This is a genomic window from Maribacter antarcticus DSM 21422, assembly GCF_000621125.1.
In the GTDB taxonomy this organism is placed as follows: domain Bacteria; phylum Bacteroidota; class Bacteroidia; order Flavobacteriales; family Flavobacteriaceae; genus Maribacter; species Maribacter antarcticus.
In genome coordinates, this window is record NZ_JHZC01000008.1 from 114,308 (window position 1) to 131,393 (window position 17,086).

The 17,086-nt window shown below is 37.3% G+C and carries 12 protein-coding genes; 10 read left to right on the forward strand and 2 right to left on the reverse strand.

Going from position 1 to position 17,086, the window contains the following annotated elements:
• The first annotated feature begins 259 nt into the window (after window positions 1-259).
• The 7 genes from Q360_RS0109000 to Q360_RS0109030 all read left to right on the forward strand — a co-directional run bounded on the left by Q360_RS0109000 (window position 260) and on the right by Q360_RS0109030 (window position 9,620).
• Complete coding sequence (locus Q360_RS0109000; protein WP_027076794.1) at window positions 260-1,039, forward strand: DUF3108 domain-containing protein; 780 nt, start codon at window positions 260-262, stop codon at window positions 1,037-1,039.
• Between the two features lie 6 nt (window positions 1,040-1,045).
• The gene (locus tag Q360_RS0109005) at window positions 1,046-2,008 is read left to right on the forward strand and encodes a tryptophan 2,3-dioxygenase family protein (protein WP_027076795.1); all 963 of its coding nucleotides are present in this window, start codon (window positions 1,046-1,048) and stop codon (window positions 2,006-2,008) included.
• A 9-nt stretch (window positions 2,009-2,017) separates the two neighbouring features.
• Window positions 2,018-3,295 (forward strand): peptidoglycan DD-metalloendopeptidase family protein, encoded by a 1,278-nt coding sequence (locus Q360_RS0109010; protein WP_027076796.1) that lies wholly within the window; start codon window positions 2,018-2,020, stop codon window positions 3,293-3,295.
• A gap of 1 nt (window position 3,296) precedes the next feature.
• Entirely contained in the window at window positions 3,297-4,934 is a 1,638-nt protein-coding gene (pgi, locus tag Q360_RS0109015; protein WP_027076797.1) for a glucose-6-phosphate isomerase, read from the forward strand.
• Between the two features lie 175 nt (window positions 4,935-5,109).
• A complete protein-coding gene (locus tag Q360_RS0109020; RefSeq protein ID WP_027076798.1) occupies window positions 5,110-8,364 on the forward strand; it encodes a TonB-dependent receptor in 3,255 nt (1,084 codons plus the stop codon).
• 96 nt (window positions 8,365-8,460) lie between these two features.
• Window positions 8,461-8,919: a hypothetical protein gene (locus tag Q360_RS0109025; RefSeq protein WP_027076799.1), complete on the forward strand. Its 459-nt coding sequence runs from the start codon at window positions 8,461-8,463 to the stop codon at window positions 8,917-8,919.
• A 104-nt stretch (window positions 8,920-9,023) separates the two neighbouring features.
• A complete protein-coding gene (locus tag Q360_RS0109030) occupies window positions 9,024-9,620 on the forward strand; it encodes a 3-keto-disaccharide hydrolase (protein WP_027076800.1) in 597 nt (198 codons plus the stop codon).
• 181 nt (window positions 9,621-9,801) lie between these two features.
• On the opposite strand, the gene Q360_RS0109035 is transcribed toward Q360_RS0109030, so the two are convergent.
• A complete protein-coding gene (locus Q360_RS0109035; protein WP_027076801.1) occupies window positions 9,802-10,848 on the reverse strand; it encodes an endonuclease/exonuclease/phosphatase family protein in 1,047 nt (348 codons plus the stop codon).
• A 112-nt stretch (window positions 10,849-10,960) separates the two neighbouring features.
• On the opposite strand from Q360_RS0109035, the gene Q360_RS0109040 reads away from it, so the two are divergent.
• Together Q360_RS0109040 and Q360_RS0109045 are read left to right on the forward strand one after the other, a co-directional pair.
• Entirely contained in the window at window positions 10,961-13,702 is a 2,742-nt protein-coding gene (locus tag Q360_RS0109040; RefSeq protein WP_027076802.1) for a TonB-dependent receptor, read from the forward strand.
• Window positions 13,703-13,711: 9 nt separating this feature from the next.
• Window positions 13,712-15,094, forward strand: coding sequence for a DUF5689 domain-containing protein (locus tag Q360_RS0109045; RefSeq protein ID WP_051554654.1), 1,383 nt, complete (start codon window positions 13,712-13,714; stop codon window positions 15,092-15,094).
• 1 nt (window position 15,095) lies between these two features.
• Here the strand turns inward: Q360_RS0109045 and Q360_RS0109050 are convergent, their stop codons facing one another.
• Window positions 15,096-15,500: a response regulator gene (locus Q360_RS0109050; RefSeq protein WP_027076804.1), complete on the reverse strand. Its 405-nt coding sequence runs from the start codon at window positions 15,498-15,500 to the stop codon at window positions 15,096-15,098.
• A 925-nt stretch (window positions 15,501-16,425) separates the two neighbouring features.
• Here Q360_RS0109050 and Q360_RS0109055 point away from each other — a divergent pair.
• Window positions 16,426-16,905, forward strand: a complete 480-nt coding sequence (locus Q360_RS0109055; protein ID WP_036195539.1) for an ankyrin repeat domain-containing protein — start codon at window positions 16,426-16,428, stop codon at window positions 16,903-16,905.
• The last annotated feature ends 181 nt before the right edge of the window (window positions 16,906-17,086 follow it).

The window sequence follows — 17,086 nt, forward strand, 5'->3', positions numbered from 1 at the left end:
AACGTAAGCGTTAAAGTACGTTAAAGGCTACTTTAGTTACTAACCTATGCTCTAATTTTGTGGGAGCGAGGGGTGGTTCCCTCACAACTTTAAGTATTGGTTTTTCATAATTTAAAGTTTGGTTGGTTATTTAGGAAAAGCCCGGTTTTTAAACCGGGCTTTTTTTTATACAATACTTTGGAATAAAATTTGTTTACATTATTGTTAAAGGGATACGTGATAGCTCACATATTTCCAACTTTAGTTTAAAATGTAGATTATGAAGAGAGTTTATATACTTGTTTTTTTTATTGCTTGTTTTGGTGTGACTGGACAGGAAAGTAAACCTGCGTTTCAGGCAGGGGAATGGTTAAAATTTAGAATGCACTATGGATTTCTGAATGCCAGCTACGCAACATTACATGTTAAAAACGCAAGTATTGGAGGGAAACCTGTTTATCACGTAGTGGGCCATGGAGAAACTACGGGTTTCGCGAGTATCTTCTTTAAGGTAGACGATAATTATGAAAGTTATTTTGATAAAGAGGATGGCAAGCCATACAGGTTTGTTAGGAGAATAGATGAGGGAGGTTATACCAAGGATATCGAAATTAATTTTGATCACAGGAAAGACAAAGCCGTTCTAAATGATAAGAAAAACAAGAAAAAGCTTAATTTTGAACTAGAGGAAGATATTCATGACTTAATTTCGGCCTTTTACTTTTTGCGGAATAATTATGACTCAAATGATCTAGTAAAAGGAGAAAGTATAGAAATGAAATTGTTGTATGATGATGATGGTGCTTTTAATTTCAAACTGAAATATTTAGGGAAAGAGGTATTACGCACCAAATTCGGTAAGGTAGAATGTCATAAGTTTAGGCCTTTGGTGCAATCTGGCAGAGTTTTTAAAGAGGAGGAAAGTCTATCGCTCTGGGTTTCTAATGATGATAATAGAATTCCTATTAGGATAAAGGCAGATTTGACGGTAGGTTCCATAAAGGCAGACTTGGACGGCTATAATGGCCTGAAGCATCAGTTTAAAATAATAATGGATTAACTAAAAATGGAGGAGGAAGAGCGGATTCAGTCTCAAATTGAAAAGCTTGAGGATAAATATAAGGATTCAGGTCAGGATTTAAGCTCTTATTTAGATGGTCTGCTATACCAGCGCTATCTTACCTATTGGGATTATATTCATTTAGATACCTTATTAAGCCTTCAAGTACCAAGGACCCATTTCCCAGATGAGGAAATCTTCATCATGTACCACCAGATTACGGAGCTTTATTTCAAGCTCATTCTTCACGAACAGAAGCAGCTGGTAGATGATAAATCACAAAAACTATCTTTTTTTATTGAAAAGGTAAGGCGTATAAATAGTTATTATACTGCTCTTATTTCCTCTTTTGGCATTATGATAACAGGAATGGAACGGGAGCAATTCTTGCAATATAGAATGGCCTTGTTGCCGGCAAGTGGATTTCAGTCTGCCCAATATAGAATGATAGAGATTTACGCAACCGCAATGGAACATTTGGTGCACCATACCCAACGAGATGCTTTTTCATCAAAAAACACTATAGAAGAACTTTACGAAAATATCTATTGGAAAAAAGGGGCAACAGATGTTACCAGTGGGGAGAAAACCTTAACCTTAAAGCAGTTCGAGTATAGATATACGCCTAGGTTAATACGTATTGCTAGGCAGATGGAGGACTCCAATATCTATCATAAGTACTTGGCCTTACCTAAAATTCACCGGGATAACCAAGAGCTTATAGCATCTTTAAAAGTGATGGATTTGAATGCGAATGTCAACTGGCCTCTAATGCATATGGGTTCTGCTCACAGATATTTGGGGAACGAAGGAAGTAGTATAGGTGCTACAGGAGGTACTAATTGGAAGGAATATTTGCCTCCAAGTTTTCAGAAAGTGATATTTTTTCCAAAAATATATTCAAAACAAGAGACGAACGATTGGGGTAAACAGTGGGTAGACCATATCTTTAACCCTGAAAAACAGTAAATAGAAGGAATGCAGAAATATTGGGGCGCATTGTTGGCACTTGCAGTGCTTTTTTCGTGTAAAACGGAACAAAAAAAAGATACAGAAGAAAGTACGCAGCTACCTGTAATAGAAAAACCAGTTCCTAAATCATATGGTTTTAATTTAAAGGAATTTTCCGTTATCCGTGATACAATTAAAAGAGGTGACAGTTTTGGGGAATTAATGATAGAACATGAGGTAGACTACCCAAAAATCGTTAAGGTAGCCGAAGAGTTCAAAGATACGTTTGATGTAAAACGAATAAAAATAGGAAAGCCTTACGTGATTTTAAAGTCAAAAGATACGACACAGATCACACAATTTTTCATTTATGAAAACGATAGAATTAACTATACGGTAGTAGATTTACGAGACACAGTACAAGCGTATACCAGCAGAAAAAAAATTAAATACGTGCAGCGAGAAGTTGCGGGGATTATTGCAAATAATCTTTCCGAATCTTTGGATGCGATTGGGGTAGATTACGCTGTGACTATAGCGCTATCTGAAATTTATGCTTGGACAATAGATTTTTTTAAACTCGAAAAAGGCGATAAGTTTAAGATATTGTATAAAGAGCGGTATATAAGCGATAGTATTTATGCTGGTTTTGAACCTATTGAAGCTGCTTATTTTGAACATAAGGGAAAACCTATTTATGCCTTTGCCTATGAGACTGATTCCCTAAAACAGATTACGGATTATTTTGATCAAGAAGCGAATAATCTGAGAAGTACGTTTTTAATAGCACCAATAAAATTTGGCTACAGGGTATCATCTAGGTATAACTTAAAAAGGCGTATCGCTTATTATGGTTATAAAATTAGGCCACATAAAGGAACCGATTATGCAGCGGCTATTGGAACGCCTATCGTTACAACCGCTGATGGGACTGTAAGCGAGTCTACCAGACGAGGAGGTAACGGTAGGTATGTTAAAATAAAGCATAACGGCACCTATAGCACCCAGTACCTCCACATGAAAAAGCAAAAGGTAAAAAAAGGAGAATACGTGCGCCAAGGTGATGTTATTGGCTGGGTTGGTATGACAGGAAATACCGGAGGCCCGCATGTGTGTTATCGGTTTTGGAAAAATGGCGCACAAGTAGACCCGTTGCGTGAGAAATTACCTGCTGCAGAACCTATTTCAGATTCCATCAGAGGGACTTATATGGCGTATATTGACCCTTTGAAGACGCACTTAGATTGTATAGAATATACGGTCTTGGAAAATGAAGAAGAGAATTTATTAACCCTTAACGAATAATATGTCCTTACCTAAAATTGACCCGACCACTACAAAAGCTTGGGTCAAATTAACAAATCACTATAGCAACACAAAAACAGAGGAACTTAAGAATTACTTCTGTAAAGATTCAGATAGGGCATCGAAGTTTACCTTAAAATGGAATGGTTTTTTATTTGATTATTCTAAAAATCGTATTTCGGAAGAAACACTATCCTTATTATTGGAGCTTGCAGATGATGTAAAATTAAAAGAAGCTATTACCGCTTGTTTTAATGGTGAGGAAATTAACCAGACAGAAGGTAGGGCTGTATTGCACAATGCGTTAAGGGCAAAAAAAGAGGATATAGTAAAGGTTGATGGTGAAAATGTAGTTCCAGAAGTGTATGAAGTAAGGCAAAACATTAAAGCGTTTACCGATGCCGTTATCAATGGGGATAAAAAAGGATTTACTGGGAAAGGATTTACAGATGTTGTCAATATTGGCATAGGAGGATCAGACCTTGGTCCTGCCATGGTAACCGAAGCTTTAAAGTTTTATAAGAATCACCTTAAAGTTCATTTTGTAAGCAATGTAGATGGAGACCATGTAAACGAAGTGCTAAAAGAGCTAAACCCTGAAACTACCTTGTTTGTTGTGGTGTCTAAAACATTCACTACTCAAGAGACTTTGAGTAACGCGACCACGATTAAGAAGTGGTTTTTAAACTATGCTTCCCAAGAAGATATAGCCAAACATTTTGCTGCGGTATCTACGAATACGACCAAGATACGTGAATTTGGGATTTCTGCTGAAAATGTTTTTCCCATGTGGGATTGGGTTGGAGGTCGATTTTCCTTATGGAGCGCCGTAGGTCTTTCCATTGCTTTAGCCGTTGGCTATGATAATTTTGATGATCTCTTAAAGGGCGCCAATAATATGGATACTCATTTTAGGGAAGCCGATTTTGCCAAAAATATGCCAGTAATTATGGCACTTATAAGTGTTTGGTATAATAATTTTTATGGTGCTGAGACAGAGGCAATCATACCTTATACTCAGTATTTAAGTCGATTTTCTGCTTATTTACAGCAGGCAATCATGGAGAGTAACGGAAAAAGTGTAGATAGGAATGGCAACAGAACTACCTACGAAACTGGAACTATAATTTGGGGAGAACCTGGTACGAATTCACAACATGCGTTTTTTCAGTTGATACATCAAGGCACAAAACTAATCCCTACCGATTTTATTGGGTTTAAACATTCGTTGTATGGGAATCCCGGTCATCATAATAAGTTGATGGCTAATTTCTTTGCACAGACCGAAGCTTTGATGAACGGGAAGACTAAAGATGAAGTAATATCGGATCTAAAAGCTAAAGGACACTCGAAAGAAGAAATAGACGCGTTGGCAGCTTATAAAGTTTTTGAGGGAAATAATCCTACCAATACCTTTTTGATAGATAAACTTACACCCGCCTCTCTTGGGTCTTTGATTGCCCTTTATGAGCACAAAATTTTTGTTCAGGGAATTATTTGGAATATATTTAGTTACGATCAATGGGGTGTAGAGCTAGGAAAACAATTAGCTGGAACCATTCTAAAGGATATAGAAGGCTTGGATATTGCTAATCATGATGGGTCTACACTGCAGCTTCTTCAATATTTTAAGAGTTAATTCAGTTTCTTTATTGTTTTTTAAGATTTCTTGATAACTTATTGGTTTTCAGGGTGTCCTTGTTGTTTTTTAACTTAATTTTATTAGGGTTGATTTAACGTTATCTTAACGTAAGAAGTTCAAAAATATAGGACTTTTGTAGCAAGTTAAAAACTAACAAACACTTAAAAAAAAAATGAAAAAGATTTATTTTGCATTTGTGGTCCTTTTAATGACGGCAAGTGCTTTTTCGCAAGGGGTTACGACCTCAAGTATGCAAGGTGTTGTTGCTGATCAATCAGGGGAAGCCCTTTTTGGTGCCAACATCGTTGCCACCCACACACCTTCAGGATCACTTTATGGTGCCATATCCAATGAAGATGGTAGATTTTATTTACCTAATATCAGAGTTGGTGGCCCATACACGGTAAAGGTAACTTACGTAGGTTTCCAAGACAGAAGCTTTGAAGGTATTGTTTTAGGATTAGGACAGAGTTACAACCTAAAAGTAGTACTAAGTGAAGGTATGGAATTGGAAGAGGTCGTTGTTACTTCTACCAGGGGGAACGTAATTGATCCAGATAGAACAGGTGCTTCTATAAACCTTTCTAGGGATAAAATCGATGCTTTACCTACTGTAAATAGAAGTATAGAGGATTTTACGAGACTTACACCACAGAGTAATGGAAGTTCATTTGCAGGTACATCTAGCAGGTTTAATAACTACACGATTGATGGTAATATTTACAACAATAATTTTGGTCTAGGATCTGGCCAGTTTGCAGGTGGTAGTCCAATATCTTTGGATGCTATTGAAGAAGTTCAGGTAAACTTAGCGCCTATGGACGTTAGATTTGCGGGTTTTACAGGAGCATCTGTTAATGCGATTACCAAATCTGGAACAAATGATTTTAAAGGTTCTGTATATTATTTGTTCAGAAACGATCAAATGGTAGGTAATAAGCTACGTAATTTACAAGTGGACCCTGGGACTTCTCAAAACGATATAAAAGGAATTACGATAGGAGGTCCCATCATCAAGGACAAACTTTTCTTTTTTGTTAGTTATGAAGAAGAAGCAGCTGCTCTTCCTAGCTTTCAACGTGTTGCCTCTAGACCGGGTCTTGCGCCAGATGGTTTCAATGTCTCAAGAGTGCCGTCATCTGACTTGGATTTTATTCAGGAAAGTATGCGTAATCTTTATGGGTATGAAACCGGACCTTATGAAAACTATCCTTTTGCCTCCGAACAAACACGTTTTAATGCACGTTTGGATTTCAACTTGAATCAAAATAATAAATTTTCTCTACGTTATAATAGGTATAACGCTGCTAATGATGTGCGCATTAACAACAACTCCAATCGTTTTCTACCAACACGGTACAGAAATACAAGAAGACAGGGTGTTGAGGCAGTTACGTTTGCGAATGCCAACTATACAAATGATCGACTTGTAGAGTCCGTTGTTGGAGAATGGAACTCAAAGGTATCGGATAATATGTCTAACCAATTGAACATTGGGTATACTGCTATTAGAGACCCTAAAAGAGGTGTTCCAGGAGGACAAGCCTTTCCGTTTATTGAGGTATTGGAGCCAGACCCATCCGGAAACTTGTTGTACTATACGGCCTTAGGAAACGAATTGTTTACCGTAGGAAACTTATTAGAAAACAATGTATTTAACGTTACCAATAACTTCTCTATCTATTCAGGTAAGCATACCTACACTATAGGTGCTAACTTAGAATTAATGACTTTTAAAAATGCGTTCAACCCTGTTTTCAATGGTTTTTATCGTTTTACGAGTCGTGATAGTTTCGTTGAAACGGTCATCAACCAGACACCTGGTGCCTATCCTGATGCTTTTGCTAAAAGTTTTGCTTTGGACGGATCTACTACCCCTCCAGTTGATGAAACCAATTTTGGCCAATTTGGTATTTACTTCCAAGACGAATATCAAGTTAACGATGATTTGAAGATAACAGCCGGACTTAGAATTGATATGCCATTCTATACTACGGATATTCCAAGAAACACCTTATTGGACGATTTAAACAAAACCTTTGTTGATGGTAATGGAGATAGCTTTACACCAGATGTAAGTCAGTTCCCAAAGGTTAGACCTTTATGGTCTCCAAGAATTGGTGCTAACTGGGATGTAAATGGTGAAGGGAAGACCCAAGTAAGAGGAGGTACAGGAATCTTTTCAGGTCGTATTCCATTTGTATGGATGAGTAATCAGGTGAACGGATCTGGTGTAGTTCGTGGTGGTGTTGGTTTCGAAGGAGCTGACGTTGCTGCTGAATTTGGTCCAAATTATGTCTTTAATCCAGATGTTACTTTTGGTAACCCTGCAAACCCAGATCAGACATTGTCTAACGAGTTGAACCTATCGGATCGAAATTTTAGATTACCTCAAACTTGGAGAACTAACATTGGTGTAGATCAACAACTGCCTTGGGGTATTATGGGTACTGTTGATTTTATTTATTCTAGAGAAACCACGGCTGTTAATGTTTATAACCCAGTGCTTAGAGAAGCAGATGGAGTTTTAGCTGGCCCCGATGCTAGGCCATACTGGGACGGTGGTTACTCTAACGACGCAGACTTTAGAAATGTATTCCTTTTAACGAATTCAGAGAGAACGCCCTACTCTCATTCTCTTGCCACTACACTGTCAAAGCAATTTGATAACGGGTTTTACGGTTCTATATCTTATGTAACATCTAGAGCATATGACCTGGGTGCCACAGGAGGATCTCAGGCAGGTTCCTTATGGTCTGCTGTAGTTCAGGAAGATAGAAATGACCCAGAATTAGGTTTTTCTGGAGCTAATCAACCAAACCGTTTTATTGCAAACTTTAATTACCAGAAAGATGGTACCACCATTGGCCTATTTTGGCAAGGTGGGGAGAACGGTAGATTTAGCTATACCTATTCGGGTAACTTTGGTGACAATGCCGATCGTTTGATGTACATTCCTAAAAATGCTTCTGAGCTGAATTTTGAAGAGTACACTTTAGATGGTAATATAATAACTGAGCAGGCACAAGTGAATCTCTTGAATAATTATATTGCTCAGGATGACTATTTAAGTGAAAACAAAGGACAGGTAGCAGAGCGTAATGGAGCTATACTCCCATGGATAAACCGCTATGACCTTAGAATCACACAGGACATTGAGCTAACTAAAAATGAGAAGAATACCATTCAGTTGTCTATGGATTTCTTGAATGTAGGTAATATGTTCAACTCCGATTGGGGCGTACCTCAATTTGCATTTCAGAGAAACGTATTGAATTATAGAGGTAGAAATGCCGCAAATGAGCCAATATACAGAGTCAATACCATAAGAGGAACTTCTATTTTGCCAACGGAAACGTTCAGGCCTTCTGCTAGTCTTGCTGATACTTGGAGGTTACAAGTAGGTATCCGTTACTTGTTTAACTAATATTTATTCTAGTCATAAAAAGGCCCTGCAGCAATGCAGGGCCTTTTTTTATGCTTAATTTTTACTATTTTTAACATGAAATAAAACATATAGACTATGGAAGAATACGCACTCTCTCATCAATTGGCATTATCGCTTCATTCCTATTTGGCTTATATCGTGATAGCTGTATTGTTTTTAGCTGTTGGCAACGCTACTTTAGGATGGCTCAACAATAAAATGTTTTTACCACAAAAAGATTTTAGGCTTAGTCTTTTTGCGCTCATTCTAACCCATTTAATGTTATTGGTAGGTTTAGCGCTTTATTTTATTTCTCCAAACGGGTTTTATGTCATTCAGGAGTTCGGCATGGGTGGTTTAAGCTCAGCAGCACGTTTGTTGGCAGTAGAACACCCCTTTGTGAATATATTGGCGGTAGTGCTTATTACCATAGGATGGTCTCGTCATAAGAAATTTATGGAAGGTCAAAAGAAATTCAAAAGTATCGCTATTTTTTATGGGATTGGACTGCTATTGATTCTGAGTAGGAATCCTTGGGGTCAGTGGTTTAGTTAACTTATTTTTAAAATTTCCAGTGCCGTACTGAAATCGTTTCAGTACTTGTGCCAAACTCGATTCGGTACATATGAATATGTATCCGTCATTAATCATAAATGCAAATGAAGAACATTCTATCAGCGATCATCATACTTCTTTCACTAGGAGTTTCTGCTCAAAAGAAGACATTATTTAACGGAGAAAACCTAGAAGGATGGACTATTTATGGTACTGAAAAATGGTATGTAGAAGATGGGCTCCTTATATGCGAAAGTGGTCCAGACAAGGGTTACGGATATCTTGGTACTACTGATAACTACAAGAATTATGTCTTGGAACTTGAATTTAAGCAAGAGGCAGACGGTAATAGCGGTGTGTTTATCCGTTCTACTGTAGACGGCACAACCGTTAGTGGTTGGCAAGTAGAAATTGCTCCACCAGGAAAACATACTGGCGGAGTATATGAATCCTATGGTCGTAATTGGCTCATCAAACCCGACCCAAAAAAGGATATAGCCTTAAAAATGGGAGAATGGAACAAAATGAAAATTAGGGTAGATGGTGATGCCCTTACTTCATGGGTGAATGGCACTAAAATGATTACTTTAAATGATAAAATTATAGGAGCTGGTGAAGGCGCTGTCCTATTGCAGATTCATGATGGCGGTGGTATTAAAGTGAAATGGCGTAACATTACACTAAAGAATTTAGACAAATAACGGGTTTATTTTCAATAGTAATCTTTCACATATTTAATTGGGTTATAAATTTGCCAAGAGGTGTAATCTTCTTGGCTTTTTTGTTGGATGTAATAGCTATTATATGCTTGTCGATATCTTTTTAGGTGCCATGCGCTCCGGTTACTAAAACAATTTTATTATAATTGTTAGTAAAAGTAACTCATGGAGAGCCAACCTCTCGTACTAGATAAATATATACTGGAAAGTGATCGCTGTAACCTCCAATATAACTTCCACCTGCGTAGCTGCGTAAGGGGTAGCCTTTGTACTTTCCTTTGGGGTCAATGATGAAGCTAGGGGTGAAAATACGTGCTTTCCAAAAGCTATAGTGTTCTTTTTTACTGTTAACCAGATTAGCCGTCATATATATTTGGTCAAAGACGTTCCATTTGTCTCTATATGCCAAGGAACCAGCTCCTTTTCGGAATAGTTTTTCCATAGGACCAAATAGGCTCATAGCCTCTAATTGTTTCTTTTTCCCTTTTACGCCCAGCACTCTTTTCATACTGGGATTTACTGGGTCATCGTTAAAATCGCCCATGCTTATAATTTTCGCCAAGGAGTTGTTCCGTTGGATGGAGTCGATAATACGTTTGTTCAATTTAGCAGCTGCTAGTCTAAAAGGTCTACTACGTGCTTCACCACCGCTCCTAGAGGGCCAGTGATTTACGATAAAATGAATTCTTTCATTATCTAACAATCCCTCCACTACCAATTGATCTCGGGTATAATCGCGTTTGTCATTGTCTTTGGAAAGTAATAACCGTCTGCTCTCGAAGGCCATAGGAATAAAGACTGATTTCCGATACAACAGCGCAACGTCTATCCCTCGCTCGTCAGGTGAATCAAAATGAACGATACCATAATCGTATTTTCTAAGGTTTTGGTGGTTGACTAAATCTTGTAATACCTGTTTGTTTTCTACCTCACAAACCCCCAGAATATCAGGAGGATTTTTACTGATATCTAGACCTATTTGCGAGATTACCTTGGAGAGTTGTCCTAATTTATGGTCATATCGTTCCTGAGTCCACGCATCTTTTCCTTCTGGAGTTCGGTCATCATCATAGATCAGCGTATCATTTTTAGTATCAAAAAGGTTCTCTAAATTATAAAATGCGATGGTCCTTAACTCGTATTCATTTTCGCTTTGACTATGTGCCCAAATAACAGACAGAAATAAGAAATAGAATAGCTTTAATCTCATTTTCAGATGATTGTGACCTAAAATATACTGTATTAATCGGAATATATTTACCTAATTAATACTTTTTTGAATATATTGTAGTACAATTAATCGAATGCACTAACCATCAAGTATGTTTAGAAAGCTTCTATTTATACTGCTTTTTTGGCATACATTATACGTGTATACCCAGACAGATGTCGTTATTACCGGAACGGTTTTTAAGACTTTGGATAAAGCGGTTGTCCTTGGTGGAAAGGTGTCTTTGGAGGGGGAACAGATTTTTGGAGAAACGAATGCATCTGGAACCTTCAGTCTTATTGTTTCGTTACAAGGAGAATATATTTTAAGAGTTGAATTTTCGGAGTTTGTAACCAAAAGAATCCCAATATTCCTTGATGACACCAATATAGCCCTAGGCAACATTTACTTACAAACAGATTTGACCTTAGAAAAGCAGGATAATCTCATTACCCTTACGGATGCCGAGTTATTGGATGATGAAGGCAGTGCTAGTTCGTTGGGGTTGCTGCAATCTACCCGAGATATTTTTTTGAATAGGGCAGCTTTCGATTTTGGGCAAGCCTTTTTTCGGGTACGTGGATATGATTCTCAAAATGGAGAAGTTTTGTTGAACGGTATTCCTATGAACAAGCTATTCGATGGCAGGCCGCAATGGAACAACTGGGGCGGCCTCAACGATGTAATCAGAAATCAGGAATTCACAAATGGTCTAGGAGCTTCCGCCCACACTTTTGGAGGCATACTGGGTAATACGAATATAGATTTAAGGCCTTCTGGTTTACGCTCCGGATTGCGGTTATCTTCTTCTGCTTCCAATAGAACTTATACGGGTAGGATAATGGCAACCTATAATTCAGGGGTAAAGGAGGATGGATTGGCCTATATGGTTTCTACTTCTAGAAGATGGGCCAAGGAAGGCTACAGAGACGGTACTTTGTATGACGCCTATTCGTTTTATGGGGCGTTGGAATATCAATTAAACCCAAAAAATAGCATCACCCTAACGGCATTTTCAGCAACCAACAGAAGGGGAAGATCTTCTGCGATTACGGAAGAAGTGTACGATTTGGTGGGGAATGGCTATAATCCCTACTGGGGAACACAAGATGGGGAAATCAGAAATTCTAGGGAACGTCGTATATCCGAACCTATGGTATTACTCAACTATTTTTACGATTCCGAAAAATGGAACCTTACGATGGGGTTGGCTTTTCAGACGGGAAAACACGCCAGAAGCAGAATAGGATACTATAATGCTCCTAATCCAGACCCAAGCTTCTACAGGTATTTACCTAGTTTTTATATCAACAGTCCGATAGGTGCTAATTTTGTAAGTGCGGATAGGGCGCGAACCAGCTTTTTGAGCGACCCACAATGGAATTGGCAATATGTATATACGGCAAATAGGAGTCCGTCCAACAGTGGAAAGGCAGCCTATGTGTTGTATGACGATGTAATAAACGACACCCAGTTTACGGCAAGGGTCAACGGAAATTATACGATAAGCAGTAGCTTTAAGTTAGATTTCGGGTTCACGCACAAAAACCTCCAATCTAAAAACTATGCACTGATAGCTGACTTGTTAGGAGCGGCATATCATGAGGATATAGATCCATTTTCAGATACCAGAAATAATATAGATGCAGAGGTAAATCGTGAACAAGGACAAAAGTTCAACTACAGTTATGAATTTTTAGCCAATCATACGGATGCTTTTGCGCAGCTAAATATTGATTATAATAAATGGAAGGGCTTTGTATCGGGACAGTACTCGGTAGTTTCGTATCAGCGTGATGGTTTTTTCCAGAATGAACGATTTTTGGAAAACGCTGCAGGGAAAAGTGAAAAAGTAGATTTTTCTAATTTTAGTGTAAAGGGCGGAGTGTCTCATAAAATTACAGGTCGGCATTGGGTTAACGCACATGTGGGTTTTCTGCAAAGACCTCCTTTGTTGCAGAATATTTTCATTAATCCAAGAGAGTCCAATACCATAGTACAGAAGCTACAAAGGGAAACGATAAGCACTATGGATTTTAACTATTACATACGGATGCCTAAACTTACGGGCAGACTCACTGGTTTTTATACCAGATTTCAAAACACAACGGATGTAAATTTTTTCTTTGTGGATTCTGGAGTAGGCTCTGACTTTGTACAAGAGGTATTGACCGATTTAGATAAGCTGCACAAAGGCTTGGAGCTGGGATTGGAATACCAGTTATCGGCTGCCGTAAAAGTATCGGCGGTAGCTGCGCTGGGAAATTACACTTTTGCTAGTAACCCTTTTGTAAATATCAATTTTGATACGGCTAGTGCAGATGAAGAACTCATAGATATAAGTGGTTCCAAAGATTTAGGAGAAGCAAATATTAAAGGACTAAACCTAGCCCAGGGTCCGCAAAAGGCCATTGCTTTGGGGCTGGAATATCGTGACCCTAAATACTGGTGGGTGGGCATGACAGCAAACTATCTTGCTAATAATTATGCCAATATTTCTACCATTACCAGAACAAATAGCTTTTATCTCGATCCTGAAACTGGACAAAATTTTCCTGATGCTACTCCAGAGAACGTTAATAGGCTATTGGCTCAAAAACCACTCGATAACTTTTATTTGTTGAACATGGTTGGAGGCAAATCTTGGTTAAAAAACGGAAAATATATAGGCGTTTTTGCCAGTGTAAATAATCTCTTTAATACCGGCTTTAGGACAGGAGGTTATGAGCAGAGCAGGAATGGTAATTTTGGACAGTTGCAACGAGATAATCTGAGCGGCTCACCAGCATTTGCTCCTAAATATTGGTATGGTTTTGGTCGTACGTATTTTATTAATATAGCCATAAGTTTTTAAATTATGAACATGAATTCATTATTCTTAATACCAATTAATAAGGGTTTATGTTGGCTGCTATTGGTGCTTTTTGTTGTTATGAGTTGTGTTAATGATAGGGATTTTGATATCTTGAATAAAACGTGTAACACGGATTTGAAAGCCAATACCAGCTTTTCTGATATCAAGGGATTATATACCGGAGAAACGATACAAATACACGAAGATTTAATTATCGAGGGGTATGTTGTTTCTTCTGATGTTACCGGTAATTTTTTCGGAGTACTACATTTTCAGGACACGCCGTCTAACCCTACGGAAGCATTTCAGATTGAAATAGATTTGAGAGATTCACATTTGTTTTTCGCTGTTGGGGATAACATACGAATCAAGTTAAAAGGGCTGTATTTGGGGAAGTCAAAAGGCGTGTATAAAATAGGTGGGGTATTTACTTCTTTTGGTAATATATCAGTAGGAAGGCTTCCATCCAATGCAGTGTTCGAACATGTGTTCGTTTCTTGTGATGATAAACAGGATATCGTACCTACCATAATTGATATATCAGAATTGGCTATTATAACAGCAGGCTCACTGGTAGAAATTAATAATGTGGAGTTTTTCCAAGACGAATTAGGGCTTAGCTTTGCTGTGGAAAAAAAGGAAACCTTAAGATTGCTAGTCGATTGTGACGATAATGAAATAGAAATACGGAATAGTGGTTATTCAGATTTTCAGGCCAACTTAGTACCTGAAGGTAGTGGAAGCATTATCGGATTATTGATTAATGAAAACAACGAATTTTATATTCAGATTCGAGCTTTGGAGGATATCAGTTTTACTAACGAGCGGTGCGAGGATGTTATTGATGAATTTACCTCCCAAGCCATTTTCTTTACTGAACTGGCAGACCCCCATAATAAAGCAAAGGCCAGGTTTATAGAAATCTATAACGCATCTGACACTCTTTTATCTTTAAATAGTTGGCAAATAGTTAGATACACCAACGCATCCTTGGAAGTAAGTTCTAGCTTAGATTTATCCGCATACAACATAGCTGGGAAAAGCACTTTGGTGGTAGCCGCTAATACAGAAGAATTTTTGAATGTTTATGGTTTTTCTCCTGATGTTATGGGCGGAAGTAATTCTCCTGCAGATTCCAATGGCGATGACAATCTACAACTCATAGATCCGTTTGGAACTGTTATCGATGTTTTTGGTGTGGTAGGCGTAGATGGTTCCGGTACCGACCATGAATTTGAAGATGGTAGGGCATTTAGAAAACTTGAAGTGAAGACTGGGAATAGCTCTTATACGATTACAGAATGGGTGTTGTACAACGATACTGGAGGTGAGGGAACAATTAATGAACCGCAAATAGCTCCTGAGGATTACACTCCTAAAGCTAGAGAATAATTTATTTTTTTTGAAAGGTTGAGATTTTTACTAAAGATTCTTTGGTTAGCGGTTTTACTAGATATTCTAATACAAGATTATAGCCCTTTGCTTTTTCCATAAGATCAGGGCTTACAAAAGAGCTTGCGATAAAAATATGAACGTTTTCTCTTTTTTTTAAAGGCAATGCCGCAAATTCATCAAGAAATTCCCAACCATTTTTATTCGGCATATTTAAATCCAACAAAATAATTTCAGGAAGACTTATGTTTTCAATTAGTAATCCAATGAGTCCATCAATTGCACGTTGGCCATCTGAATACCAGAGTACATTTTCTGAAAAATCAGAATCTATAATGAGTCTTTTTGCGTTAAATGCAAAAAACTCATCATCATCGATTATACAACAGTTGTGATATGCTTTCATTACTATGTCTAATGTAAGCAGTTTAAACTGCTCATCACAAAAAAAGGAGATAAAATTAGGGCTAATCCTTTTGCTGTAAGGCTGATTTTATTATTTCGTTGAATACAATGTTATTTATAGGGTTGGTTAACATAAAAAGGTGAATCAAATTAATCTTTTTATGTTAACCAAATATTAGTATTAATAACTAAACCAAACGAACCACGTGTTTAGTACTGTTTCAAAATCGTTAGGAGTTATCGGTTTCAGGATAATTGTTTGTCAATTTATGGTATTGAACCTTATAATTTTCTTCTGAATTGCTCTTTATTTACTATACCCAAATATGATAAAATTCTAGTGCTAAGAATTATTTATGGCCTCCAACTCAGATGGCGTAATTGGCCTCAAAACATATTGGGTTATTAGAGGATACTTTTCTATCATTTCTATTTCCCTAGGATTAGTAGAGAAATTTATAGGAATTATTTTAATTTTTTCTTGTTAAAAATGCCGACATCCTTAATCTTTTATAGTAACTCCCAGCCATTCACAAATGGCGGGAGAGGTTTACGAAAATAACATTGGGGAGTTTATTTGCGCTTAAATTCGGGAAAGAAATATTTTCTATTGCCAGTCTCCTGTTGCTAAATGAAGATATGTTTTTACTAAAGTCACATCCCTTTAAATTGAGATCACAAAACCTAAAGTACTATTTAGTAGGGTTTATTTTGTATTATTTTTAGCACGAAAGAATGAACCTTGATAGTGCATTGCGCTGTAAAATTTAGAAAATAAATAAACTAAGTGTCTTGATTATTATCCGCAGTACTTTGAAGTCTTTATTTTTATTATTTGGGTTTAGTAAGTATTCTTTTTTTATCTTATTTATAGGAGTGATGGGAAAACATTTCCGAAATTCGCTTAAGTTTTATATCTTGAATTGATGGATAACACAGCTCATTTTTTTGATGAAATTCGGAAAGGAAATCTTCCTAAAATTAAAACCCTTATAGCAACCGAACCTAATTTGATACATGCAAGGGATTCTCGTGGTAGTACCTCGCTGATACTTGCTAGTTATTATGATTTTTTAGAAATAACAGATTTTTTACTTGAAAGTGGAGCTGTAGTTGATGAAAAAGATGGTACGGGGAATACAGCCCTAATGGGTGTTTGTTTTAAGGGCTTCATCCCCCTTGCAAAAAAGTTAATAGAAAACGGAGCTAATGTAAACGAACGGAATACTATGGGTTCCAGCCCATTAATTTATGCTGTTACTTTCAATAGACCTGAAATTGCTCAAATGCTTTTAGCCAAAGGAGCCGATATAGCTATAAAAGATGCACGAGGCAATACGGCATTAGACCATGCGAAGTTGCAAGGCTCTCCTGCCTTAATTGATTTATTAGAAGGTAAAGGATGACGAATATAGGGTCTTGTTTTAAAAAAAAAGGTAAGATATAGGATTACTGTATTATTATATTTTGCGCCATAATTTAGAAACTTTGGGTGACTCACACAGCGTGTTTGTATATGGATGTAATAGGAGTATTTTATCGATATTTCTATAATCTTTTACCTTTTTAGGTAGCGCTTATTTAGCA